This is a genomic window from uncultured Microbulbifer sp. (genome assembly GCF_947498635.1).
GTDB classification, from domain to species: domain Bacteria; phylum Pseudomonadota; class Gammaproteobacteria; order Pseudomonadales; family Cellvibrionaceae; genus Microbulbifer; species Microbulbifer echini.
The window spans coordinates 25,051-49,453 of the sequence record NZ_CANMKV010000012.1; the positions used below are offsets into that span (position 1 = coordinate 25,051).

General features: G+C 55.5%; 19 protein-coding genes. 15 read left to right on the forward strand and 4 right to left on the reverse strand.

Features of this window, described 5'->3' with window-relative positions; all coding sequences use genetic code 11:
* Window positions 1-5: 5 nt before the first annotated feature.
* Window positions 6-1,076 (reverse strand): LysM domain-containing protein, encoded by a 1,071-nt coding sequence (locus Q1A69_RS08190; RefSeq protein WP_299583838.1) that lies wholly within the window; start codon window positions 1,074-1,076, stop codon window positions 6-8.
* Window positions 1,077-1,259: 183 nt separating this feature from the next.
* On the opposite strand from Q1A69_RS08190, the gene def reads away from it, so the two are divergent.
* The 9 genes from def (at window position 1,260) to Q1A69_RS08235 (ending at window position 11,335) form a co-directional block, all read left to right on the forward strand.
* Window positions 1,260-1,766, forward strand: a complete 507-nt coding sequence (def, locus tag Q1A69_RS08195) for a peptide deformylase (RefSeq protein ID WP_299583841.1) — start codon at window positions 1,260-1,262, stop codon at window positions 1,764-1,766.
* 62 nt (window positions 1,767-1,828) lie between these two features.
* On the forward strand, window positions 1,829-2,776 hold the full coding sequence (gene fmt / locus Q1A69_RS08200) for a methionyl-tRNA formyltransferase (protein WP_299583844.1): 948 nt from the start codon (window positions 1,829-1,831) through the stop codon (window positions 2,774-2,776).
* 2 nt (window positions 2,777-2,778) lie between these two features.
* Window positions 2,779-4,086 carry a 16S rRNA (cytosine(967)-C(5))-methyltransferase RsmB gene (rsmB, locus tag Q1A69_RS08205; RefSeq protein WP_299583847.1) on the forward strand — a complete coding sequence of 436 codons (1,308 nt, stop codon included), beginning with the start codon at window positions 2,779-2,781 and terminating at the stop codon, window positions 4,084-4,086.
* A gap of 34 nt (window positions 4,087-4,120) precedes the next feature.
* Window positions 4,121-5,506, forward strand: coding sequence for a Trk system potassium transporter TrkA (trkA, locus tag Q1A69_RS08210; RefSeq protein WP_299583850.1), 1,386 nt, complete (start codon window positions 4,121-4,123; stop codon window positions 5,504-5,506).
* Window positions 5,507-5,591: 85 nt separating this feature from the next.
* Entirely contained in the window at window positions 5,592-7,043 is a 1,452-nt protein-coding gene (locus Q1A69_RS08215; RefSeq protein WP_299583853.1) for a TrkH family potassium uptake protein, read from the forward strand.
* A gap of 103 nt (window positions 7,044-7,146) precedes the next feature.
* A complete protein-coding gene (locus Q1A69_RS08220; RefSeq protein ID WP_299583856.1) occupies window positions 7,147-8,181 on the forward strand; it encodes an efflux RND transporter periplasmic adaptor subunit in 1,035 nt (344 codons plus the stop codon).
* A gap of 50 nt (window positions 8,182-8,231) precedes the next feature.
* Window positions 8,232-8,927, forward strand: coding sequence for an ABC transporter ATP-binding protein (locus tag Q1A69_RS08225; RefSeq protein WP_299583859.1), 696 nt, complete (start codon window positions 8,232-8,234; stop codon window positions 8,925-8,927).
* Window positions 8,924-10,081 carry an FtsX-like permease family protein gene (locus Q1A69_RS08230; RefSeq protein WP_299583862.1) on the forward strand — a complete coding sequence of 386 codons (1,158 nt, stop codon included), beginning with the start codon at window positions 8,924-8,926 and terminating at the stop codon, window positions 10,079-10,081. Before Q1A69_RS08225 ends, Q1A69_RS08230 begins: the two co-directional genes overlap by 4 nt.
* Window positions 10,082-10,147: 66 nt before the next feature.
* On the forward strand, window positions 10,148-11,335 hold the full coding sequence (locus Q1A69_RS08235; RefSeq protein WP_299583864.1) for an FtsX-like permease family protein: 1,188 nt from the start codon (window positions 10,148-10,150) through the stop codon (window positions 11,333-11,335).
* 64 nt (window positions 11,336-11,399) lie between these two features.
* Here the strand turns inward: Q1A69_RS08235 and Q1A69_RS08240 are convergent, their stop codons facing one another.
* Window positions 11,400-12,287: a lysophospholipid acyltransferase family protein gene (locus tag Q1A69_RS08240; RefSeq protein WP_299583867.1), complete on the reverse strand. Its 888-nt coding sequence runs from the start codon at window positions 12,285-12,287 to the stop codon at window positions 11,400-11,402.
* 158 nt (window positions 12,288-12,445) lie between these two features.
* On the opposite strand from Q1A69_RS08240, the gene glyQ reads away from it, so the two are divergent.
* The 4 genes from glyQ to Q1A69_RS08260 all read left to right on the forward strand — a co-directional run bounded on the left by glyQ (window position 12,446) and on the right by Q1A69_RS08260 (window position 19,379).
* The gene (gene glyQ / locus Q1A69_RS08245; RefSeq protein ID WP_299583870.1) at window positions 12,446-13,402 is read left to right on the forward strand and encodes a glycine--tRNA ligase subunit alpha; all 957 of its coding nucleotides are present in this window, start codon (window positions 12,446-12,448) and stop codon (window positions 13,400-13,402) included.
* Window positions 13,402-15,483 carry a glycine--tRNA ligase subunit beta gene (gene glyS / locus Q1A69_RS08250; RefSeq protein ID WP_299583873.1) on the forward strand — a complete coding sequence of 694 codons (2,082 nt, stop codon included), beginning with the start codon at window positions 13,402-13,404 and terminating at the stop codon, window positions 15,481-15,483. The genes glyQ and glyS overlap by 1 nt, the downstream gene beginning before the upstream one ends.
* 57 nt (window positions 15,484-15,540) lie before the next feature.
* Entirely contained in the window at window positions 15,541-16,092 is a 552-nt protein-coding gene (gene gmhB, locus Q1A69_RS08255) for a D-glycero-beta-D-manno-heptose 1,7-bisphosphate 7-phosphatase (RefSeq protein WP_299583876.1), read from the forward strand.
* Window positions 16,093-16,397: 305 nt separating this feature from the next.
* The gene (locus tag Q1A69_RS08260) at window positions 16,398-19,379 is read left to right on the forward strand and encodes a S8 family serine peptidase (RefSeq protein WP_299583879.1); all 2,982 of its coding nucleotides are present in this window, start codon (window positions 16,398-16,400) and stop codon (window positions 19,377-19,379) included.
* Between the two features lie 77 nt (window positions 19,380-19,456).
* Here Q1A69_RS08260 and Q1A69_RS08265 read toward each other — a convergent pair whose 3' ends face one another.
* Both Q1A69_RS08265 and Q1A69_RS08270 read right to left on the reverse strand, forming a co-directional pair.
* Complete coding sequence (locus Q1A69_RS08265; RefSeq protein ID WP_299583882.1) at window positions 19,457-20,731, reverse strand: serine hydrolase domain-containing protein; 1,275 nt, start codon at window positions 20,729-20,731, stop codon at window positions 19,457-19,459.
* A 348-nt stretch (window positions 20,732-21,079) separates the two neighbouring features.
* Window positions 21,080-22,066: a GlxA family transcriptional regulator gene (locus Q1A69_RS08270; RefSeq protein ID WP_299583885.1), complete on the reverse strand. Its 987-nt coding sequence runs from the start codon at window positions 22,064-22,066 to the stop codon at window positions 21,080-21,082.
* A gap of 404 nt (window positions 22,067-22,470) precedes the next feature.
* Between Q1A69_RS08270 and Q1A69_RS08275 the strand changes: the two genes are divergently transcribed.
* Window positions 22,471-23,646 carry a class I SAM-dependent rRNA methyltransferase gene (locus tag Q1A69_RS08275; RefSeq protein ID WP_299583888.1) on the forward strand — a complete coding sequence of 392 codons (1,176 nt, stop codon included), beginning with the start codon at window positions 22,471-22,473 and terminating at the stop codon, window positions 23,644-23,646.
* 215 nt (window positions 23,647-23,861) lie between these two features.
* A complete protein-coding gene (locus tag Q1A69_RS08280; RefSeq protein ID WP_299583891.1) occupies window positions 23,862-24,305 on the forward strand; it encodes a GNAT family N-acetyltransferase in 444 nt (147 codons plus the stop codon).
* Window positions 24,306-24,403: the final 98 nt, after the last annotated feature.

The following is a 24,403-nucleotide window of genomic DNA, read 5'->3' on the forward strand; positions in this document are numbered from 1 at the left end:
AATCGCTAGGGGTTACGCACCAAGTCCATCACCTCCAGAGGGCGATCGGCTTCGAGAATCAGGGCCAGGCTCATTTTCTCAAAGGTACGGAACACCATCATCTCGCCGGCGCGCTCATCGGGCAGTTTTACACTGTCGCCGGCAATACGATCGCGCACCAGGGAGCCGCGCTTGTACACCGCCATCATATTGCCCGGCACTATGCCATCGCGATCGCCCAGGTTGAGGATGACCACATCGAATTTACCGATTTGGGTCACCCCCTCATCCACACCGACAATCAGACCGTCCACCGTGACTGCCGGAGCGCTGGGGTGGAACAACGCATCAATGGAGCGCTCCTCCACCGGCATCAGGCGATCCTCGAGGCGAATCTCGCGGGCGGTACTGGCCACCCCCAGGGTCGCGACGGAAAAGCCCGGCAGGTTATCCGGGTCCAGCTGTAACAGGTCAACTTCACCCACACCCAGAGCCTGGCGCCCCAGGGTCTCATTGCTCACAGGGTCAACGTACACAGGGCCCGGCCGATAGAGGCCATAGGATGCCAGGGGTACTTCAAATTCACCGCGGGCGTAGATAGTGTCGCCCGCGCCCATAAGGATATGATTATCGGAGCCGGACACAATATAGGGGGTGCCCTCGAAAGCACCGGGCTCGACAATGCGCGTGCGCGACAGGAAGGCATTGATCGCATCCAGGGGAATCGCCGGAATCGCATCCTCCACCGCTTCGCGGCGGATCTGCGGCGTCAGGCGATTGCCGTTGGCACCGGGAGACAGCTGATAAGCGCGGGGTCCGCGCTGCAGCTGCAATTGCGGCTGGCCATCTACGTACACCAGGCGCAGGCTGTCGCCCGGAAAGATCAAATGCGGATTTTCCACCTGTGGGTTCACCTGCCAGATCTCCGGCCAATACCAGGGCTGGATCAGGAATTCACTGGAGATATCCCAGAGGGTATCGCCCTTTTGCACCACATAGGCATCCGGATGGCTGGGGTTCAGACGCACCTGATCCTGCGCTTGGGTGCCAAGGGCGACCGCCAACATCGAGACGGCGGCCAGGATTATTTTTTTCATGGAAGCATTCCTATGCTCTTTATCGCTATAATTCTCAGCGCCGGGACACCCTCCTTAAGGGGAAATGGCCGGCCCCGGGCGCGAGGCGCCAGCGAAAATCGGGGTCCACTCGGTAAATATTGAGCGCGATCATAATGTTATCAGCGCACGTTCAACGAATACTAGAAGTTTGTCACAGGTGTTATGGCTAAACTCGAGATACTGGAATTTCCCGATCCGCGCCTGCGCGAGGTCGCTAAACCCGTCACAGAAGTGACCGACACTCACCGTCAGCTGCTCGACGACATGTTCGAAACCATGTACGCAGCACCTGGCATAGGTCTCGCTGCCACCCAGGTTAATGTGCACGAGCGCATCGTGGTGGTGGATATCTCCGAAGACAACAGTGAGCCGTACGGATTTATCAATCCCGAGATCGAAGTACTGGATCCGGAGATCCATCAGTACGACGAGGGCTGCCTGTCGGTACCCGGTTTCTACGAGACCGTGGAACGCCCGCGCAGGGTGCGAGTCAAGGCTCTGGATCGCGACGGCGAACCCTTTGCCCTCGAGGTGGAAGGTCTGCTAGCCGTGTGTATTCAGCATGAAGTTGACCACCTGGACGGCAAGCTGTTCGTCGACTACATCTCCCCGCTCAAGCGCAACCGCATTCGCTCCAAGCTGGAAAAATCCCAGCGTCGGCGCGCCTGAGTCAGAGAACTGGCCGCCGGCACGCCCGGCGCCACCGCCATCCCCGATCTGAGAACCAGCCAGTGAATATCATCTTTGCCGGCACGCCGGACTTTGCCGCCGTGCATCTGCAGGCGCTGCTCGACAGCGAGCACAATGTCATCGCCGTTTACACCCAGCCAGACAGGCCTGCGGGGCGCGGCAAGAAATTACTGGCAAGCCCGGTGAAGCAGCTGGCGCAAGCGCAACAAATCCCGGTGTATCAACCCCAGAGCCTGCGCGATGAAAATGCCCAGGCAGAACTGGCCGCATTGGGAGCGGACATTATGGTGGTTGTAGCCTACGGCCTAATCCTGCCCCAAGCGGTACTGGACACCCCGCGATTGGGGTGTATCAACGTGCACGCCTCCCTTCTACCGCGCTGGCGCGGCGCGGCGCCCATCCAGCGTGCAGTCGAGGCTGGCGACAGCGAGAGCGGTGTGGCCATCATGCAAATGGAGGCCGGCCTGGATACCGGCCCGGTATTGGTGGAACGACGCTGTCCGATTGTGGTGACCGAAACCGGTGGCAGCCTGCACGATAAGCTGGCGGAGCTGGGCGGCCCCGCCCTGATCCAAGCCCTGGCGCAACTGGCCGCAGGCTCGGCTAAGCCTCAGAGCCAGGATGACGCCCAGGCCAACTACGCCAACAAAATCACGAAAGAAGAGGCCCGAATCGATTGGCAGCGTCCGGCACAAGAGCTGCACCGCCAGATCCGCGCCTTTAACCCCTTCCCGGTAAGTTGGAGCACCTACCCGGATAAGAAAGGCGAACAGCGCCTGCGCATATACAGCGCCACCCTGGAAAACGGCTGTCACAGCGACAACCCCGGCACTATTCTCGCCTGCGACGACGAGGGCATTCTCGTCGCCTGTGGCCGCGAGGCCCTGCGGCTGCAGTTAATTCAGCTGCCCGGAAAGAAAGCGCTGCCCGCCGCAGAAATTTTAAAAGGTTACCGGGCGCTATTCGCGCCCGGCACACAACTGGGATAAGCATGAGTAGAGATGTACGCGCCGAGGCGGCCAGGGTGGTCGCCAGCCTGTTGAATGGACGGGGATCACTGTCGAGACTGCTGCCCCAGGCAGAAGAAAAAGTCGAAGAGCGCGACCGCGCCCTGCTGCGCGAGCTTTGCTACGGCTGTGCCCGCACCGCCCCGCGCCTGCAGCTAACCGCGGCCAAACTACTGCGCAAAGCCCCCGGCGACACTCAGGTCAGCGCGCTGATCCTGCTCGGCTTATACCAGCTGGAATACACCCGCATTCCCGATCACGCGGCGATCTCCGCCACGGTCAACGCCGCCCGCAGTCTTAAACTGGACCGCGCCACTGGCCTGATCAACGGCGTGCTGCGCAACGCCCTGCGCGACAGCGAGCGCCTGCAGCGCAAGCTCTCAGGTAACCCTCAATTCAGTTCCATGCACCCGGCGTGGCTGCAACAGAAAATCAAGGCCGCCTGGCCAACCCAGGCGGGGGACATCTTCCGCGCCAACAACACCAATCCGCCCATGACCCTGAGGGTGAATAGCGCGAAGATTTCCCGTGACGACTACCTGCAGCAGCTCGATGAGACCGGCCTGTCGGCCGAGCCCTGTACCCTCTCACCGGTGGGCGTTACCTTACTTGAAGCGGTCCCTGTCGGTATTCTGCCCGGTTTTGCCGATGGCTTGGTCAGTGTGCAGGACGAGTCGGCCCAACTGGCGGCAATATTGCTCGCAGCGGAAAGTGGCGATCGGGTACTCGATGCCTGCGCCGCGCCGGGGGGCAAGAGCTGCCACCTGCTGGAACAACAGTCTTCGATCCAATTGAGTGCCCTCGATATTGAAGAACTACGTCTCGACCGGGTGCAGGAAAATCTCGAGCGGTGCGGTCTCTCCGCGCAATTGATCTGCGCCGACGCAGCCACACCGGATGCCTGGTGGGATGGACAACAATACGAGCGCATCCTGCTCGACGCGCCCTGCTCCGCGACCGGAGTGATCCGCCGCAACCCAGATATCAAATTGCTGCGCCGCGCCGAAGATATCACCGAGCTGGCGAAACTACAGGGGAAACTATTGCGTACCCTCTGGCCACTGCTCAAACCCGGTGGCAGTCTCCTTTATGCCACTTGTTCGGTGCTCCCGGCTGAAAATAACGAAGTCGTTGCGGCCTTCATTGCGGAGACCGAGGATGCGAGCGACAATACACCCGAACTGCTGCACGGAAAGCCCTGGGGCGAGAAACAGGCTGCGGGTATGCAACTATTGCCCCAGAGTCTTGGCGGTGACGGTTTCTACTACGCTCTGCTCAGCAAAGCCGAATAAATAACAGCAGCGCTAGCCGCGAGTCTCATCCGATATGAAAATTGTCATTCTCGGCGCCGGCCAGGTGGGCGGCTCACTGGCGGAGGCTCTGGCCTCCGAGCGCAATGATATTGTCCTGGTGGACAGCGACGAAAAAACCCTGCGTGAATTGCGCGATCGCATCGATATCGGCGTGGTCAACGGACACGCCTCTCACCCCGATGTGCTGATGGATGCCGGCATCGAAGATGCCGATATCCTGGTGGCAGTGACCAACAACGATGAAACCAACATGGCGGCCTGCCAGATTGCGCACTCCCTGTTTCGCGTTCCCACCAAGATTGCGCGCGTACGCGCCGCTTCTTATCTGCAATATCCGCAGTTGTTTGACAACCAGGCCATACCCATCGATGTATTGATCAGTCCCGAGCAGCTGGTCTCCGAATATATCGCGCGTCTGATGGAGCATCCGGGTGCCCTACAGGTACTGGATTTTGCCTCCGGCCGCGTGCAGCTGGTCACCGTGCTGGCGGTACAAGGCGGCCCGCTGGTGGGACACCAGCTGCGCTATTTGCGCGAACACATGCCCAAGGTGGATACCCGTGTGGCGGCCATCTACCGGCGCAATCGCCCGATTATTCCCCAGGGAGATACCGTGATCGAGGCCGGTGATGAGGTTTTCTTCATCGCCGCACGCGCCGATATCCGCGCGGTGATGAGCGAATTGCGCCGCCTGGAACACGGCTACAAACGCGTGATCATCGCCGGCGGTGGCAATATTGGCCTGCGTCTGGCCACCAAGCTGGAGAACCGTTACTCGGTCAAAATTATCGAGCAGAGCCACGAGCGCTGTGTGTTTTTATCCGAGGAACTGTCGCACACCATCATCCTGCACGGCAGTGCCTCGGACCAGGAGCTGTTACTCGAGGAGAATATCGAGGACACCGATGTATTCCTCGCCCTTACCAACGACGATGAAGCTAATATCATGTCATCGCTGCTGGCCAAGCGTCTCGGCGCTCGCAAAGTGATGACCCTGATCAATAACCGCGCCTACGTGGATTTGGTACAGGGCGGTGAAATCGATATCGCCATTTCTCCCCAACAAAATACCATCGGCAGCCTGCTCACCCACGTGCGTCGCGGCGATATGGTCAATGTACACTCCTTGCGCCGTGGCGCAGCCGAGGCCATTGAGGTGGTCGCCCACGGCGATGAGCGCACTTCCAAAGTGGTCGGGCGCAAGATCGAAGATATCGATCTGCCCGAGGGTGCCTCTATCGGTGCCATCGTGCGCGAGACCGTAAACGGCAGTGAAGTTTTAATGGCACACGACGATGTCATTGTACAGAGCGACGATCACGTGATTGTATTCCTAGTGGATCGCCGCCAGACCCGCCACGTGGAACAATTGTTCCAGGTTGGCTTCGGCTTTTTTTAGTGTCGAAGTTTTATTGAGTCATCCGGCGATCACTACCTCCGCCGTCCATATAAAGTAACAACAGATAACAGGCTGACAGGCGTCAATGCGAATTGCGGTAATTGCGCGAGTTTTTGGAATTCTCCTCACGGTGTTCAGCCTGACACTGCTGCCGCCGATCGGCGTGTCCTTGTGGTATGAAGACAATACCCACAGCGCCTTTGTTATCGCTTTTGTCATTACCCTGGTGACCGGCTTGTTTATGTGGTTGCCGGTGCACGACCTGCGACAAGATCTACGCACCCGTGACGGTTTTGTGGTGACCTCACTGTTCTGGCTAATTCTCGGCAGTTTTGGTGCCCTGCCTTTTATTATCAGCCCACTGCCGGACCTGAGTATTACCGATTCTATTTTTGAATCTATTTCCGGACTGACCACCACTGGCGCCACGGTGATTACCGGCCTGGACACCCTCCCCCCGGCCATTCTCTACTACCGCCAGCAATTGCAGTGGTTTGGTGGCATCGGCGTAATTGTAATCGCCCTGGCGATCCTGCCCATGCTCGGTATTGGTGGTATGCAGCTGTACAAGGCGGAAATTCCCGGCCCAGTCAAAGACACCAAATTAACTCCGCGTATCACCGAGACAGCACGCGCACTGATCGTGATCTACGTGATTCTCACCATACTGTGCGGCATCGGCTATTGGTGGGCGGGCATGACGGTTTTCGACGCTGTGGGCCACGCCTTTTCCACCGTGGCCAATGGCGGCTTTTCCACCCACGATGCCAGTATGGGCTTCTATGCCCACAACCGCGCCATTATGGTGATCTGTATCATTTTTATGTTCACCGCGGCAATCAACTTTGGCCTGCATTTTTACGCCTTCCGCAACAAAACTCTCAAGCATTACTGGCGCGATTCGGAATTTCGTTTTTATGTGATGTTGATTCTTGGGGCCGGGCTGTTAATCAGCTGTTACCTGTGGATCTTAAATATTTTCTCCCCGGGCAATAGCCTGCTGCACGGCTTTTTTCAGGTGGTTTCTATCAGCACCACCGCCGGTTTCGCCTCCGAAAATTTTTCCGCCTGGCCGGTTTTTCTGCCCTATGTTTTATTGCTGCTGGGTATCCTTGGTGCCTGTGCCGGTTCTACGTCCGGGGGAATCAAGGCCGTACGCGGAATGTTGATTATGAAATCCGGTATGCGCGAACTAAATCGCCTGGTACATGCCAACGCAGTAATTCCTATCAAGCTCAACCGCAAGATAGTGCCAGACCGAGTTACCGATGCGGTGTGGGGCTTTTTCGCTGTCTATGTTCTGTCGTTTTTTATCCTCTCCATTATCGTCATCGCCACCGGCGAAGATTTTGTCACCTCCGTTACCACGGTGGCCTCGTGCCTGAGTAACATCGGCCCGGCCCTCGGCGACGCCGCCTCGCACTACGGCTCGATCAATGAAGTGGCCAAGTGGTTTCTCATCCTCGCCATGCTGATGGGGCGCCTGGAAATTTTTACCTTGCTGGTGTTGCTGACCCCGGCTTTTTGGCGCCACTAAACAAGCGGCGCCGGATGAAGTGATATCGAATAGCAATATTGTTAGTTTCTGCCACAGTTGTTCTTTATAGGAAATAAACAGGCCCTTATAAGAATGTGGCTGTATGAGCAGAAACACCAGTGAGCTGCTCGGTCAGTTAAAAATTGACCGGGATACGGCGCCCGATACACCTTCATCGACCCGAAAAATCCTGTTGGCAACTTCTGCCGGCGCCCTCGCTGGCCTGCTTGTGGGGTTTTTTGGCGCCTCCCTATTGGCCGATGATCAACCCGCTATCGTGCCCACAGCCGCTCATGCCCACAATGCCGTGCCCGCCACCGCCTCTACACGAACGCGTTCGAATCGGGAGACGGTACTAAATGCGTCCGGTTATATCACCGCACGGCGTATGGCCACGGTGTCTGCCGAAGTGATGGGGCTGATCAGCAGTGTGGATGTTGAGGAGGGCATGCAGGTACACGAAGGTCAGGTTTTAGCCCGCCTCGATGACGCCAAGGCTAAGGTCAGCCTCGACTTCGCCCTCGCGCAGATTCACGTATTGCAAGCCCAACAAGCCAGCATCAGCGCAAAGCTGAAAGAGGCCGAGCGACAGTACCGGCGCTTTGCCGGGCTGCGCGATAAAAATTATTCCAGCAAAGCCCAACTGACACAGAGCGAAGCCAATGCCGAAGGGCTGCGCGCGGATTTAAACAGCGCCAAGGCGAATATCGAAGTGGCTAAACTGGAAGCCCGGCGTCAGCGTGAGCGCTTGGAAGACCACACGATTCGCGCTCCATTTGCCGGCATCGTTACTCAGAAAAATGCGCAGCCGGGGGAAATTGTCGCGCCCAGTTCCGCCGGCGGCGGTTTTACCCGCACCGGTATCTGCACCATCGTGGATATGAACTCCCTGGAAATTGAAGTGGATGTCAATGAGGCGTTTATCGGCCGCGTCTCCACCGGGCAAAGGGTAAATGCCAATCTGGACGCCTACCCACAGTGGGATATTCCAGCCACAGTAGTGGCGATTATTCCTACCGCTGATCGCGCCAAGGCCACCGTACGCGTGCGTATCGGCATCAATGAAAAAGACCCGCGCATCCTTCCGGATATGGGTGTAAAGGTTGGCTTTCTGGCCGCGGAGGAAGTGGCTCTCTAACGGCACAGGCTGCAACAAAAAGCTTTTAATTTTAAAAGAGGAAATTGCCGATGTCAGAGGATGTGTTATTTCAATTAAAGCATGTCAGTAAAGGGTTCGTTAAAGGTAAAGAAAAAATTTCAATTTTTGACGACCTGAATATGAGTATTGAACGCGGAGATTTTGTCGCCATTATGGGGCCATCCGGTTCCGGTAAAACCACCCTGCTCAATATGCTCGGCGGTGTTGACCAACCCACTGGTGGAGAAATCTGGTTTGACGGAACACGTATCGACTCCCTCAGCGAGAGCGCCCTGACCCGCTGGCGCGCTGAGAATATCGGCTTTATTTTCCAGTTTTACAACCTGATGCCAATGCTCAATGCCCAGCGCAATGTAGAACTGCCTCTACTACTCACTAAACTGTCCAAAGCGCAGCGCCGTAAAAATGTGGAAACCGCACTCGCTCTAGTGGGGCTGAGTGATCGCGCCAAACATATGTCCAGTGAAATGTCGGGAGGCCAGCAGCAGCGCGTAGCCATCGCTCGGGCTATTGTTTCCGACCCCAAGCTGATTTTGTGCGATGAACCAACCGGTGATCTGGACCGCGGCACTGCCGATGAAATCCTGGAAATGCTGCAGCTACTCAATCGCGATCACGGCAAAACTATTGTTATGGTGACCCATGATCCCGCCGCAGCCAAATATGCAAAACGCACCCTGCATCTCGACAAGGGACAATTTGTGCAAAGGGAAATTGTGGCATGAACGATCTCTATTTAATTTATAAAAATATGACGAGGAAACCTCTACGTTTATTTCTCACCTGTTTTGCGATTTTTATCGCCTTCTTGATTTTTGGGGCTGTCACCAGTTTAAAGACCGCGCTGAACTCCAGCGTGGCGTTATCGGCCGATAATCGCCTAGTGGTCTTCAATCGAATTAATTTTACTCAGTCCCTGCCCATCGCCTACTTCGAAAAAGTGGCCGCTGTCGAAGGGGTGGAGAATGTGACTCATCTAAACTGGTTCGGCGGTTATTTCCAGGAGCCGAGCCGGCAAATCGTCACCCTGGCCGTCGACCCGGAATCCTACCTGCGGGTTTACCAGGAAGTTGTTATTCCCGAGAATCTGAAACAGGCGTGGCTGAACAACCGTCAGGGCGCTTTGGTAGGCGAAAAGCTCGCCCAAATTTATGGCTGGAAGGTTGGCGATAGGATTCCCATTTCCTCGAATATTTTTACTCATAAAGACGGGGGCTATACCTGGGAATTTGAGGTCTCTGGAATTTTCAAAGGCGATACAGAACAGTACGATACCCGCCAAATGCTGATTCATTATAAATATTTTATGGAAACCCAAACATTTGGCGACGACTGGATCGGCTGGATGGCACTAACCACCAAGGACCCATCTCTCAATGAAAAAGTGGCAAAAACTATCGATGACAATTTTGCCAACTCACAGAGTGAAACCGATACGAGCACGGAAAAATCTTTTAATAAAGCGTTTATCGAGCAAATAGGCAATATCGGTCTGATTATTTTTTCGGTGGTTTTTACCGCTTTTTTCACCATATTAATTGTTGTCGGAAACACCATGGCCCTGGCTGTGCGCGAGCGAACCGGGGAAATTGCCGTGTTAAAAACCCTCGGGTTTTCCAGTCAGCGCATTTTTCGCATGGTGCTGTCGGAATCCCTATTAATTGCCCTGATCGGCGGCCTCTCCGGTTTAGCGGCCGCCTGGCTTTTGGTGGAAGGCGTAAAAACGTTCCTCGCCAGATTTCTACCCAACCTGATTCTCGATAGTCATATCGCGGTGCAGGCACTGCTCTATATGTTGTTACTTGGACTCATCACCGGCTTATTACCGGCCTTTAATGCACTGCGCCTAAATATTGTTTCGGCATTCAATCGTCAATAGTCAATATTCTTAGCGCCGCTCTGATTGTTGAAGAGCCGCCTATAACGCCCACGTGGAGGAAAACGAATGGGCTCTCTAATTGCACAAATTCTATCTGTCACCCTAATGAATCTGGGCAGTCTGCGCCGACGTCTGTGGATGTCACTGGCCATGGTATTGGCCTCGGCAGTGGTGGTGGCAATATTGCTCGCCTTTCTCGCTATGGCCAAAGGCTTCGAAGAAACTATGCGTGGCGCCGGCTCCAGCCAGATCGCTATCCTGATGCGCGAGGGCTCCTCCAGTGAACTCAGTTCGGCCATCCTGCAGGATCAGGTCAATCTGCTCTCCGAATCTGCCGGTATTGCCCGCTCGGCCAATGGCCCGCTGATCTCACCGGAACTCTATGTGATTGTCGACGGCATTAAAAAATCCACTGGCACCGAGGCCAATATTCCCCTGCGTGGTCTCAATAAAACTGGTATGGCCATGCGCACCAGCATGCGCTTAGTGAGAGGCCGTATGTTTACCCCCGGTACCAATGAAATGATTGTTGGCGAGGGGGTACTACGGGAGTTCAGTGGTTTCGAAATTGGCAAAGAAGTGCGCTTTGGTAAAAACCTGTGGACTGTTGTGGGGGTTTTTTCCACAGGCGGCAATATTTTTGAGAGCGAGTTGTGGGCGGATATCAAGATCATTCAGAGCCACTACAACCGCGGCAGCAGTTATCAGTCGATTAGGCTGCAACTAGACAATGACGGCGGACTCGGGTCAATCAAGGAGACCATTGCGCGGGAGCCCCGTCTGAATCTAGAGGCCCAAAGCGAGCGTGAATATTTTGCCAGCCAAGGCAAGCAATTGCAGTATATCGCCACCTTCGGCTGGGTTATCAGCGCGGTGATGGCACTCGGCGCACTCGCCGGGGCGCTCAACACCATGTACACCTCAGTAGCGGATCGCGCCAAAGAAATCGCCACCCTGCGCGCGCTCGGCTTCAGTAATTTCTCGGCCTTTTGCGGCACAATCGCCGAAGCCATGGTCCTGGCAGTAGCCGGCGGGCTGCTCGGCTCACTAGCCGCCTATCTGTTCTTCGACGGCCTCAACACCTCCACCCTCGGTGGTAGTTTTACCCAGGTGGTGTTCCGCTTTGAAATGTCGCCGGACCTGTTTCTGCAGGGCGCCATACTGGCGCTGGCCATCGGTTTTATCAGTGGTTTTTTCCCCGCCTGGCGCGCCGCGCGTATGCCGGTCATCGTGGCCTTTCGCCACGCGGCATAAGGAAACCGGGGTTAAAAACAAGCGGAGTTAAATGAGGCCGGGCCAGGGCCGCTATTCAGCGGCTCTATTTTTGTTTTCGGTAAATTTTGCTTTTGCCTTCCGGCTGTTTGCGAAAGCGTTTGTATTCCCACTGATACTGCTCTGGTGCGGCGGCAATACAGGCCTCCACACCGCGATTCATCGCCGCCAGGGAGACCTTCTGTTCCCCGCTGTAAATTGCTTTCTCCGCCGGCAGCAAAACCAACTCAAAACCACCCTCAACCCGTTTGCCAAAACCAAACACCACATGGCAGTTGGTGCGCTGTAGCAGATTGTGGGCGAGAGTCATAGTCAGTGCCGGACGGCCGAAGAAGGGGGCGAAATCCCCGCCCATATCCGGTTCCTGATCCGGCAGCACCATAGCGATATGACCGGCTTTCAAGCATTTGAGCAGGGAGCGCACACCGTGAATATTGGTGGGTACCATCTTGGCCCCGGTTTTTTCTCGGCCACTGCGGATTACCGGGTCCAGCGCGGGAATTTTCGGCGGCTGGTACAAAGCCATCGAAGGCCCTAGAGACGCCAGGTACATTCCAAACACTTCCCAGTTACCGGTATGTGGCATTAACACCAGAGTGCCGCGCCCCTGCGCCTCGCCCAGGCTCAATAACTGCTGGTTACGCACCCGCACGATCGTATTTTCAATGGTGGCCCAGCTGTGGTGCCAAATACTGGCCATCTCAAAGCCGGTCATGGCCGTACTCACCACACTGTCGCGAGCGAGCTGTTCGCGCTGCTTTTCCGCCATCGCCGGATAACACAACTGCACATTAATTCTGCTCAGACGCAGGCCCTCTGTGCGAAACAATACAGCCAGCTTGCCAGCCAGGCGCCCGAGACGTCGCGACCACGGCAGCGGCAGCCTGCCAATCAGTTTCAGCGCACTCGCAGCCAGGTACCCCTTAATATCCAAAGCAACAACTTCCTCTACAAAATGCCGCAAATTCGCGGACCTGAGGCCAAGTATGGCGATTCAAATCGTGTGGCGCGGCCACAGCGCTTTAAGCGCGGGAGCCGCTGCCGCTATAATTGCGCCCTTTGCCCACAGCAGATACTGATCCGGAGATAGCGGTGTCCAAGCAATACGATCTCAGTACCTTCCAGGGACTTATTTTTGCCCTGCAGGATTATTGGGCGCGCCAAGGGTGCGTCATTCTACAGCCTCTGGATATGGAAGTGGGGGCCGGCACCTTTCATCCGGCGACCTTCCTCCGCGCCATAGGCCCAGAAAAGTGGAACGCGGCCTATGTGCAGCCCTGCCGCCGTCCCACCGATGGCCGCTATGGCGAGAACCCCAACCGCCTACAGCACTACTACCAATACCAGGTGGTAATGAAGCCCTCCCCGGACAATATCCAGGAATTGTACCTCGACAGCCTGCGCGCCATGGGCGTGGACCCGAGCATTCACGATATCCGCTTTGTTGAGGATAACTGGGAGTCCCCAACTCTGGGGGCCTGGGGTCTGGGCTGGGAGGTCTGGCTGAACGGTATGGAAGTCACCCAGTTCACCTATTTCCAGCAGGTGGGCGGCATCGAGTGTTATCCGGTTACCGGTGAGATCACCTATGGCCTGGAGCGCATCGCCATGTACCTGCAGGGCGTCGAGTCCATTTACGACCTGGTATGGACCCGCAACCCGGATGGCAGCCCCGTCACCTACGGCGACGTTTTCCACCAGAACGAAGTGGAGATGTCCCGCTACAACTTTGAGCACGCCGATGTGGAGTTCCTGTTCGCCACCTTCGATCACTGCGAGCGCGAAAGCACCCGCCTGATCGAGCTGGGCCTGCCGCTGCCCGCTTACGAACAGGTGATGAAAGCTTCCCACGCCTTTAACCTGCTGGATGCACGTCACGCCATCTCGGTCACCGAGCGCCAGCGCTATATCCTGCGCGTACGCACCCTGGCCCGCGCCGTGGCACAGGCCTACTACGATGCGCGCCGCGCTCTGGGCTTCCCCCTGGCGGATGAGGCACTGCGTGCAGATATTTTGGCGGAAGACATCGAGCAAGAGGAGAAGCAGTAATGGCTCAGGATTTTCTGGTAGAGCTGGGCACCGAAGAGCTGCCACCCAAAGCGTTGCATAAATTGATGAGCGCGTTTGCCGATGGTATTACCCAGGGACTGAAAGGTGCCGAACTGTCCTTTGGCGAAGTCAAAGCCTACGCCGCACCCCGCCGCCTGGCGGTGGCCATTTTTGGCCTGGCAGACAAACAGCAGGACAAACAAATTGAAAAGCTTGGCCCGGCCGTCAAAGCCGCCTTCGACAAAGAGGGCAAGCCCAGTAAAGCCGCCGAAGGTTTCGCCCGCAGCAATAGCGTAACCGTTGAACAGCTGGGACGCAAAGACACCGACAAGGGTGAACGCCTGGCCTTTATCAGCGAACAAAAAGGTGCGGAAACCGAATCCCTACTGGCTGGCATTGTCGAGAAAGCACTGGCCCAATTGCCCATCCCCAAACGCATGCGCTGGGGCGCCCGCCGCGAGGAATTCGTGCGCCCGGTCCACTGGCTGGTCATGCTGTTTGGCAACAAAGTGGTAAATGGTGAAGTGCTCGGTTTGAAAGCCGGTAACACCAGCCGTGGCCACCGCTTCCACTGCAACCGCGAACTGGAAATCCACTCCGCCCACGACTACGCCCAGGTACTGCGCGAGCCCGGCTACGTAATGGCCGACTTTGCCGAACGCCGCGAAGTGATTCGCGCCCAAGTGATCGCCGAGGCCAACAACGTCAACGGCGAAGCGGTGATCGACGACGGCCTGCTCGACGAAGTTACCGCTCTGGTGGAATGGCCCGTTGCCCTCACCGGCCGTTTTGAGGAACGCTTCCTGGAAGTGCCCGCGGAAGCCCTGATCTCTTCCATGAAGGAGCACCAGAAGTATTTCCACGTAGTGGATGAAGACGGCCAACTGCTGCCCTTCTTTATCACCGTTTCCAATATCGAGAGTCAGGATGCCGCCCAGGTCATCCATGGCAACGAACGGGTTATTCGCCCGCGTCTGGCCGATGCCGCCTTCTTCTTCGAGACCGACAAGAAGACCAGCCTGGAATCGCGACGTGAAAAGTTACGTCAAATTGTCTTCCAACAGCATTTGGGCAGCGTCTACGACAAGACCGAGCGGGTTGCCGCCCTGGCGCGCACTATCGCCGAGAAAACGGGCCGTAACGGTGACTGGGCGGAGCGCGCTGGCCGCCTGTGCAAGTCGGATTTGGTCACCGAAATGGTGTTCGAGTTTGCCGATATGCAGGGCATCGCCGGCTACTACTATGCGGAAAACGACGGTGAGCCGCTGGATGTTGCCAAAGCCATGTATGAACAGTACATGCCCAAGTTTGCCGGCGATGAACTGCCCGTCAGCGACACCGGTACTATGATCGCACTCGCAGATCGCCTGGATACTCTGGTCGGTATCTTCGGTATCGGACAACCGCCCAGCGGCTCCCGCGACCCCTTTGCCCTGCGCCGTGCCAGCCTGGGTATTATCCGTATTCTGGTCGAGAAGCGTCTCGACCTGGACCTGCGCGAACTGCTGGAACTGGCCCGCGACAACTACCCGCGCACCGCCTTAGGCGAGTACGACAAGGTGGTAGAACAGACCCTGCACTATGTACTGGAGCGCTTCCGTGCGCGCTACGAGGACCAGGGCATTGCCACAGAAGTCTTTATGGCGGTTGCGGCGCGCAAGCTGTCGCGCCCACTGGATATCGACAACCGTGTGCACGCGGTGAACGCCTTTAACCAATTGCCCGAATCCAGCGCCCTGGCTGCGGCCAACAAGCGCGTCTCCAATATTCTCGCCAAGCTGGATACCACCGTACCCAGCCGTGTCGACGAGTCTCTGTTACAGGAAGAGGCAGAGAAGGCGCTGTTCGCCGCCGTACAGGTGGCCCGCTCCGAAGTGGAGCCTCTGTACAGCGATGCGCTGTTCGCCGAAGGTCTCGCCGGTTTGGCGGGACTGCGCGAAACGGTGGATAACTTCTTCGACCACGTAATGGTGATGAGCGACGACGAGCAACTGCGCAGCAACCGCCTAGCCCTATTGGCCCAGCTGCGCGCGCTGTTCCTTGAAGTTGCCGACATTTCCCTGCTGGTACCGGCCAAGTAAATGCCGGCAGCGCCGGAGCCTATGCCCCGGCGCACCTTTCAATGGGGAGAGTTTCCTATGGCTATTATCATTCTTGGGCGCGATGGGGTAATCAACGAAAATCCCAGCGGAGGCGTTAAATCCATTGCCGACTGGCACCCCCTACCCGGTAGCATCGAGGCGATGGTGCAGCTCAGCCGCGCCGGCTACCAACTGGTCATTGCCACCAATCAGAGCGGCCTAGCGCTAGGCCAGTTCGATCTGGATGACCTGGAAGAAATTCACGCCAGAATGCGCTCCCAAGTAGAGGATGGCGGCGGCGAAATCGCCGCTATTTTCTACTGTCCCCACGGCCCGCAAGACAATTGCCGCTGCCGTAAACCCCAGGCAGGCTTGCTCGATGCTATCGAAGCGGAGTTCGATACCAGCCTACACGGCGGCTACTTGTTGGGGGACAAGTTGGCCGATCTAGAGCTGGCCCTGGTGAAAGGGTGTAAACCGGTGCTGGTCAAAACTGGCGCGGGCGAAGACACATTGCGTCAACTGGTTGAAAGCCCAAATCCGCGCCTGGCAGAAACCGCGGTATTTGATGACTTGGCCCACTTCAGTCAATTCCTGGCAGACCACTAGCTTTCACTGTCGCAGCAATGCTGCGACTGCATCCCCTCTCTCCCCCTAGCAGACATTTGTGACTTACATTTTTTTCTGAATCGCCAGTTTGCAAAAATGGCGCAACAAAATGACATTCGCGCCAATTCATTGAGTCCTGCGACACATTCCTTTAAAAGCGAATGACGGGCTGGATAGGTTTATCGCTTTGAAAGCGAGATCTGCCAAATCACGGATGGCTAGTTGGGTGTAAGTGATGATAAAAAAAGCTCACTTTACCTCCCATGTTTTCCCGCCAGTAAGAAATATAAAAATGGGATCTCTCAATGAAAAGAAAAATAATTGCCTCGCTCATTGCAGGCCTGCTCACTTCGGGCAGTAGCTTTGCAGCAGCGGTTGCGGACACCCTCGTCCCGGATATCGAAAAACGCAAAAAAGTCTTTATCGTGCAGCTCGATGGCGAGCCTCTGGCGTCCTATAGCGGCACCTTTGCGAGCCCCTCCGCTAGAAAATCTACGGTACGGCACAAGCTGGACCCGCGCAGCAGCAGCTACCGCCACTACGCGGACTTTCTGAAAACCCGCCGCGAGCGGGTACTTTCCGCGGTCCCCAGCGCGCGAAAAGTCCACGATTACAAGGCCGCCTTTAATGGCTTCGCCGCAATCATGAGTGAAAAAGAAGCCGAAGCGCTGCGCAGTCACAAGGATGTGAAAGGTGTCTGGGAGGATCAGCTGCTTAAGATGCACACCGATTCCACCGCTGATTTTCTCGGCCTGACTCATACTCCCAGCCCCTGGCTATGGGGCATCACCGGTGAGGATGTCGTGGTAGGCGTGATCGACTCCGGTATCCACCCGGAGCACCCGAGCCTTGTCGACAGGCCCACACCGCGACAAGGGAATCGCGGAGCCGATATTCCCTACGGCCCGGTGCCTGAATCTTTTATTGGAGAGGGCTGTGAATTTGGTAACACAGAATTTAATCCCGATGACATCGCCTTTACCTGTAATAACAAGCTGATCAAGGCCAAATCATTTTCCGACGCCTTCCTCACCAACAAGACCCTGGCAGATTACGAATTTTTGTCCGCACGGGATGCGGATGGACACGGCACCCACACCGCCACTACCGCTGCGGGTAATTACGGCGTGATCACCCCGGATGGTGACACCCTTACCGGCATGGCACCGCGTGCCCGTGTAGCCGCCTACAAAGTCTGCTGGGACGCCCCGGACCCGGATGACAGCGGCTGTTCCTCGGCAGATTCCATGGCGGCCATTGATGAGGCCGTGGCAGACGGTGTGGATGTGATTAACTACTCGGTCGGTGGTTCCAGCACCGTGTTCACCGGTGCCGACGAAATGGCCTTCCTCTTCGCCGCCGATGCCGGCGTATTTGTCGCCACTTCCGCCGGTAATGATGGCCCCGCCCCACAGACCATGGGAACCCCTTCCGGCGTCCCCTGGATTACCGCTGTAGCGGCGGCTGAGGACGACCAGAGTTTTGGCACCGCCCTGCAGGTGGATGCGCCGGAAGCCGTTGCCGGTACCTACCAGGGCCGCGAGGGCAACGGCCCCGTCTCCCTGGAGGACAGCGGCCTGCTGTCGGGACCGGTGGTGTTGGGCGCCCCCCTGGAAGCCTGCTCCGAACTCACCAACGCCGATGCCCTGGAGGGCAAGATCGCCCTGGTGAAGCGCGGTGGCTGTTCCTTTAGCGAAAAATACAACAACGCGGCCGCTGCCGGCGCCGTGGCTATTGTGGTGTACAACGACGGTACCGCCGTGGACCGCATGGACCCCATAGCGATGTCGGCACCAGACACCTCAATCCCAGGGATCATGATCCGCTATCTCGATGGCGCACTGCTTGCCGAGAGTAACGGTGTTAGCGGTATCCTCGATCCTGAGTTGAAAATCTCTCGCGAGGACCGCATCGCCAGCTTCTCCTCCCGCGGTCACAACGTCGGCGCACCGGATATCATCAAACCGGATGTGGCGGCGCCCGGTGTGGGAATCCTCGCGGGTACCTCCCCAGTACTCAGTGGCGGCAGCCTGTTCGGCGCCAAGAGTGGCACCTCCATGGCCAGTCCCCACGTGGCCGGCATTATGGCCCTGTTAAAACAAGCGCATCCGGACTGGAGCCCAGCAATGGCAAAATCTGCGCTGATGAGCACGGCGCGCACCGACCTGCAAAAAACATTCGGTCCGCTCAGTGCAGATCCGTTTGATATCGGCGCCGGCGCGATTGTGCCCTCCGCCGCCTTCAATCCGGGCCTGGTCTACGATGCCGAATTCAACGATTACCTGGCATTCCTCTGCGGTGCTGAAAATCAGCCGCAAATTCTCGAGGCCACCACTTGCCAGGGACTGGCTTCCGCAGGTTACTCCCTCGATTCCAGCGACCTCAACCTGCCTTCCATAGGCATCGGCGAACTGGTCGGCACGCAGACCATCAAGCGGCGCGTCACCAGTGTGGGCCGCGGTCAGAGATGGTACTGGGCCTCCGTCAATGCGCCGGCGGGTGTTGAGGTCAGTGTAAATCCCAAGACCCTGCGCCTGAGAGAGGGCGATAGTGCCGAATTCGAGGTCACCTTCACGGTTACCGACGAGGCCGCCATGAATGAGTGGGTATTCGGGGATTTAACCTGGAAAACGGTCGGTATGCGCCAGGGGGTACGGAGCCCCATCGCTCTGCGCCCGGTACCGCTATCCACATCCAAGCTAATAAATAGCAGTGGCTCCGATGGCGCTCTCGATCTCGCGGTGCAGTTTGGCTACAGCGGCGATTATCAAGTGGGAATCCAGGGCCTGGCTGAAGGCACAGCGTCCCCAGGCAGTGTGGAAGACGGTGAAAACCAATTGATTTACTTCGACATTCCAGAGGGCACAGAGCTCGCCCGTGTAGCCCTGTTTGATGCCGATGTGGGCGATGGCAACAGCGGCGATGATCTGGACCTGCAAGTCTACGGACCGGGCCCAGACTTCCCACAGGTGGGTACCAGTGGTTCCCCGACCTCCGCCGAGTCGGTCGATCTGGTCAACCCCGCTGCCGGCCAGTACGCGGTATTTGTGGTGGACTACGCCTCCGCGGAAGGTCCCACGCCATTTACCCTGTTTAACTTCAACCTGAGCGGCGACAACGGCAATGCCCTGTTGACCGCCCCTGCTCAGGCGCAGATGAACAGTACCGGCAATATCAACCTGGAATGGATGGGGCTCGCACCCAGTAGCCGCGCCCTGGGTATCCTTAGCCATGGTAACGGTGAACGGGTATTTGCCGAAACCGAGATTATGATAAACACCCAGTAGAAATTCATTCTCTACCAGTTGGTGGGGAGAATCCTGCTTTTATAAGCCGGCCAAGACGTAAAGTTTGGCCGGTTTTTTTATTCACAACCCAACGCGTTTTGCTCCTTGATGAAGGCAGCGGCAATGTCCATAGAGACACGGCCAAAATCCCAAAAAACTTTCGTTTTACGATTGATATTTACGGCCACTGACAGGCCATGATCCGGCATAACCATCAGCCAACTCTGACTGCCGCGGCTGACTCCGCCATGATTGGCATATTGCAATAGCCCTACACCTGGAATATCTTGATTACGGTAGCGCCAGCCCAATGCATAGCCCTGCATATTCACCTCACCATTAGCGAGTTTTTGTGGAGTCCAAAAAATTTCCCGAATCTCAGGAGTGAGGTAATTATCGTCGAGATAACGGGCACCGAACTTTGCCAGGTCGCTGGGCGTAGAGATAAAACCACCCCCTGGCAGGCGATGACTTAAATCCACCGGTCGCCATTCGCGTAGACGAAGTTCATCCCCAGATAAATGATTGCTCTTGTAGAATTTAGCAATATTGCGCTGCATATCTCCATTTATCGGCGAGATATCAGTACTTGTCATAGAAGCGGGAGAAAAAACCTCTTCCTTCATCAACTGCAAATAACTTTTCTGCTCGGCCCCAGCCAAAACCGCGCCAAGAAGAACTGTACCCAGGGTGCTGTAGTAAAACTCAGTACCCGGTTTAAAAAGCAATTCACTACCATCAAAAATCCCCAAGGCCTGATACATACTCTCGTAATGATTTTTTAATGCCAGGGTCTCGTATAACCCGAGCCAATCCGAGTTTTTTTTGTAGTGCGGTAAACCCGACGTATGAGAGGCTAACTGGCGCGGAGTTATCGCCGCCCATTCCGGATTGGGCAATGGATCCAGATAATTTGCTATCGACTTATCAAGCTCAATACTCCCTTTCTGTACCAGTCGCGCCAGGGCTGTTCCGGTCAATGCCTTGGAAGTACTGCCAATACGAAAGCGCGTCTCGGTGGAAACAGGGATTTTCTCCTCTAAATCCGCCCAACCGGATGCCCCAGCCCAGACAAGCTTGCCACAAGCCGAAACAGCCGCAGAAATTGCCGGAGCGCCGATCTCCTTGCGATGGTTTTCAATTGCAATCAGCGACTGCTCTGCCGCAGCCTGCCGTTCTCTATCATAAAGCACCTGTGTCGACGGTGCTTTAGTCGATAGGACCTGCCAACCAAAGGGACTGAGCGGCAAGGCGTCTAGTGACCAGGCATAAAACTGATAAACAGGCCATAGCAAATAACCAACACCAGCCAAAAGGGTAATGCCACCGAATAAAATTTTTTTTCGAATCATGGTTTCTCTATAGAAGCTACTGAAAGTAGGTGCTTTGGAAAGGCACAGAATTTAAGTACCCCATGGAGGATACTGTCACTCATAACACAGCTCCGACGAATACTGACAAGACAGAGCCCATAACATACAGGAAAAGGCCAAAATAAATAATGACTGCCAGATCAATATTTTTTATTGCCAAAAAAGATACGCATTTCATCACTTCAAATTTGGTACTTTTAGAGTGGTTGGGAAAATGATTATCTTTCCTTGAGAAAATTGGATCTGCGGAAAATAGGATACAGTTAATTTAAAGTGAATTTTTTCAGGCGTCTTTTATGTTGGCAATTTTTAATTTTTACATCGACATTAATGAAATCGTCGACGGAATTCACTCGGCAGTATGCCTTTATGCCTGCGAAACGTACGTCGCAACTGCTCTTGGGATTGAAAGCCACATAGACAGGCCACTTTTTCCTGAGAAATATTTTGTTCGGACAGTAATTGGCAGGCCCTCTCCACACGAATACTCTCGACAAAACGCGCCGGAGTTACTCCCAACTCCTTTAAAAAGCAACGGGCAAAGTTACGCGGACTCATAGCAGACTCCTGTGCCAATTTTTCCACCGTCAGCGACTGATCCAGATTTTGATACATCCACTCCACCAACCCAGCAAAGCGGTCACTTTGCAGCTGATCCTTCAAGTGGCGGCTGTATTGCTGCTGCCCACCATCGCGCTTCAGATAAAGCACCATAATTCTGGCGATGGCCAACGCCAAACTGCGGCCGTGATCCTCTTCGACCAAAGCCAGGGCAAGATCAATCCCCGCGGTTATACCAGCGGAGGTGTACATATGCCCATCGCGCACATAAATCGCATCTGGGTCTATCTCAATATTGGTAAACTGGCGCAGCTCATCCACATTTGCCCAGTGTGTGGTCGCTCTGTGGCCATCCAATATCCCGGCATTGGCCAGGATTAAGGCTCCATTGCAAATGGAACCCATCCTCTCAGCCATCTGTTTTTGTTTGTGCAACCAGTCATTGAGGTCCGGTTTGGCGTAAAGTGCCTCATAGGTTCCCGGAGTTCCTCCACTGATCAACAGCGTGTGAATGGCGCTGGCCTCCCGATAACCGGTATCAGCGTAAAATTTAATCCCCGACCCCATTTGCACTGGCCCCGGCTTTTCTGCCAATAGCCGAATGGTGTAAGCGTCCGCAATACAGCGCCCCTCCTCACGGAGTAAATGGTTTGCTATCGCGAAAACCTCGAGTGGACCAGTCACATCCAGGCTGGAGGCACCGGGATAGATGAACATAGCGATTTGCAAAGACTGATCCTGCGGGTGATTCATTTAGGGAGAGTTCCACAATGCCAATTTGGCAGAAATAACATATTGATTGGGAATTCTGCCGTTTAATGAGTGCTTTACCAAGCATGTGCACGAATTGTCTCTCTTTTTCTTAACTGTCGTGATTTCTCTTCTAACCGCAAGGTCCTCATATCTTTGCTAGTGACTGCCCACAAACCCCAAACAACCCAGATAGCAAGCTCTCAGCTCTGAGCTCATAATTCATTAAAGTTATCCACAATATGATCTGGTATTACCATCTTATCCACACCGGTTCCTTTTCTCTGGGAAAATCGTACCAAGTACACCCAGTGATTTTTTGTCCACAGACGATTTAAGCCCTTGACCTACTTATCGAGCCGAGCACAATTGCCCACCGAACAATCCCTGCTTACGGAGACTCCCAATTGGCGGAATTAATACTGAACCGCGGCGCTGAGCGCCGTCTAAAGCGCGGCCACCTGTGGATTTACAGTAATGAGGTGGACACCAAGCGCTCCCCGCTAAAGGGTATGGCTCCAGGCAGCCAATGCCAGATACGCGACAGTCAGGGCAAGCTTCTGGGCACCGCTTTCGTCAACCCCAGTCAACTGATCTGCGCACGTCTGCTAAGCCGCAAAGATAGCTTCACAGAAGTAGACGTTAGTGAACGTTTGCTATCCGCCTTAAAGCAGCGGCAGCGCTATTTTGATCACCCGAGCTACCGTCTGGTTTACGGTGATTCGGATGCCCTACCGGGTCTGGTGGTCGACCGCTTCGGGGATCACCTGGTTGTTCAGGTGAGCAACTGGGGCATGGATCAGTATCAACAGGTGGTTGTGGATAAGTTGATTGAGCTGGTTCAGCCCAAAGGGATTCTTCTACGCAATGACCATCAGGGCCGGGCCATTGAGGGCATGCCACTCGTCAATGAGGTTGTGTACGGAGAGGTACCTGAACTGGTGCCCTTTGAAGAAAACGGAGTGCCCCTACTGGCCCCAGTCCACCAGGGACAGAAAACCGGCTGGTTCTACGACCATCGCGAGAACCGCCGCCAGCTTAACCGCTGGGTTCAGGAAAAGCGGGTGCTGGATCTTTTCTCCTATGCCGGTGGCTGGGGGATTCAGGCTTTGGCCAACGGCGCCTCGTCTGCAGTCTGTGTGGATGCTTCTCAACAGGCTCTGGACTGGTGCAAAGTCAATGCGGAGCACAATAACTTTTCTGACAGGCTGACCAGCGTTCAAGGCAAAGCACTGGATGTCCTTAAAGCCATGGTATCTGAGAAGGAGAGATTCGATGTCATCGTGCTGGATCCCCCCGCTTTTATCAAAAGACGCAAAGATCATAAAGCCGGTCTCGCCGCCTACCACCATATCAACGAATTGGCTATGCGCTTACTGTCGAGGGATGGCCTGTTAGTGAGTGCTTCCTGCTCCATGCACCTTCAATCTGATGAGTTGGTCGACTGTGTGCGCGGTGCGGCCCATCGATTGGGGCGCCGCGCCTCAATCCTCGCCAGCGGTGGCCAGGGAGCAGACCACCCAGTGCATCCAGCGATACCGGAAACCAATTATCTTAAGGCGCACTTTGTGCACCTGGGCTAATCGATAGCCACCTATGGGTGGGTTATTGGTAAATCCGGGGCCTTTGTCCCGGATTTACCTGTCTCAACCGGTGCTTGACTCAAGGGACCATTAAACAATGGGGATTCTTCTCTGTTCAAATTAGCAAGTATTCACTTACTTTCTATGCTGCGACTTCTAGGAGATAGCTTTCAGTTTGACTAGGATTCGCCCATCTGTTCGAGCCAGGGGCACCTATGTTCAGAGTCGCAAAATGCTCAGACCTGATCAGGATGGAACAGCTCTGGTTGCACGCTGTAGCCAACTCCCACCCCTCACTGCCCCGTCAGTTCTGGCTGAATCACCTCGATGAGTTCCGCAATGATTGTCGTCGCTCCAGTCAGTGTTTGGTGTTCACCAGCCGGCACAGTGCCGTTGCAGAGGCTTTTATCACGCTACTGGATAGGAGAAAGATCGCCCATCTGTGTGTCAGTCCCCTGTTTACTGGCCGTGGGATCGGAACACGGCTAATCGCCGGCGTCTCCAGGGGCAAACCCCAACTGCAGGCCCAGGTATTCCGTGAGAATCTGCGCACCCGCTATTTCTTACAGAGGCACGGTTTTATCGAAACCCGGCGCATTTACAATGCCGAATATGGGCAACACCAAATTCAGATGTCCTGCGACCGTGTTACACCCTAGGCAAATTTCCCTTTCTAAGAGGTCCACGGCTCTACTTATAACTTAAGCTTATTGATTCACTCCTTTTTATTGTTTCTACGTGACAAACTAACCGGGTA

What these genes read in the sequence shown, in the direction of transcription:
- Q1A69_RS08190 (WP_299583838.1), bottom strand. Translation starts at nt 1,076, where the DNA reads ATGAAAAAAATAATCCTGGCCGCCGTCTCGATGTTGGCGGTCGCCCTT.
- def (WP_299583841.1), top strand. Translation starts at nt 1,260, where the DNA reads ATGGCTAAACTCGAGATACTGGAATTTCCCGATCCGCGCCTGCGCGAG.
- rsmB (WP_299583847.1), top strand. Translation starts at nt 2,779, where the DNA reads ATGAGTAGAGATGTACGCGCCGAGGCGGCCAGGGTGGTCGCCAGCCTG.
- trkA (WP_299583850.1), top strand. Translation starts at nt 4,121, where the DNA reads ATGAAAATTGTCATTCTCGGCGCCGGCCAGGTGGGCGGCTCACTGGCG.
- Q1A69_RS08215 (WP_299583853.1), top strand. Translation starts at nt 5,592, where the DNA reads ATGCGAATTGCGGTAATTGCGCGAGTTTTTGGAATTCTCCTCACGGTG.
- Q1A69_RS08220 (WP_299583856.1), top strand. Translation starts at nt 7,147, where the DNA reads ATGAGCAGAAACACCAGTGAGCTGCTCGGTCAGTTAAAAATTGACCGG.
- Q1A69_RS08225 (WP_299583859.1), top strand. Translation starts at nt 8,232, where the DNA reads ATGTCAGAGGATGTGTTATTTCAATTAAAGCATGTCAGTAAAGGGTTC.
- Q1A69_RS08230 (WP_299583862.1), top strand. Translation starts at nt 8,924, where the DNA reads ATGAACGATCTCTATTTAATTTATAAAAATATGACGAGGAAACCTCTA.
- Q1A69_RS08235 (WP_299583864.1), top strand. Translation starts at nt 10,148, where the DNA reads ATGGGCTCTCTAATTGCACAAATTCTATCTGTCACCCTAATGAATCTG.
- glyS (WP_299583873.1), top strand. Translation starts at nt 13,402, where the DNA reads ATGGCTCAGGATTTTCTGGTAGAGCTGGGCACCGAAGAGCTGCCACCC.
- gmhB (WP_299583876.1), top strand. Translation starts at nt 15,541, where the DNA reads ATGGCTATTATCATTCTTGGGCGCGATGGGGTAATCAACGAAAATCCC.
- Q1A69_RS08260 (WP_299583879.1), top strand. Translation starts at nt 16,398, where the DNA reads ATGAAAAGAAAAATAATTGCCTCGCTCATTGCAGGCCTGCTCACTTCG.
- Q1A69_RS08265 (WP_299583882.1), bottom strand. Translation starts at nt 20,731, where the DNA reads ATGATTCGAAAAAAAATTTTATTCGGTGGCATTACCCTTTTGGCTGGT.
- Q1A69_RS08270 (WP_299583885.1), bottom strand. Translation starts at nt 22,066, where the DNA reads ATGAATCACCCGCAGGATCAGTCTTTGCAAATCGCTATGTTCATCTAT.
- Q1A69_RS08280 (WP_299583891.1), top strand. Translation starts at nt 23,862, where the DNA reads ATGTTCAGAGTCGCAAAATGCTCAGACCTGATCAGGATGGAACAGCTC.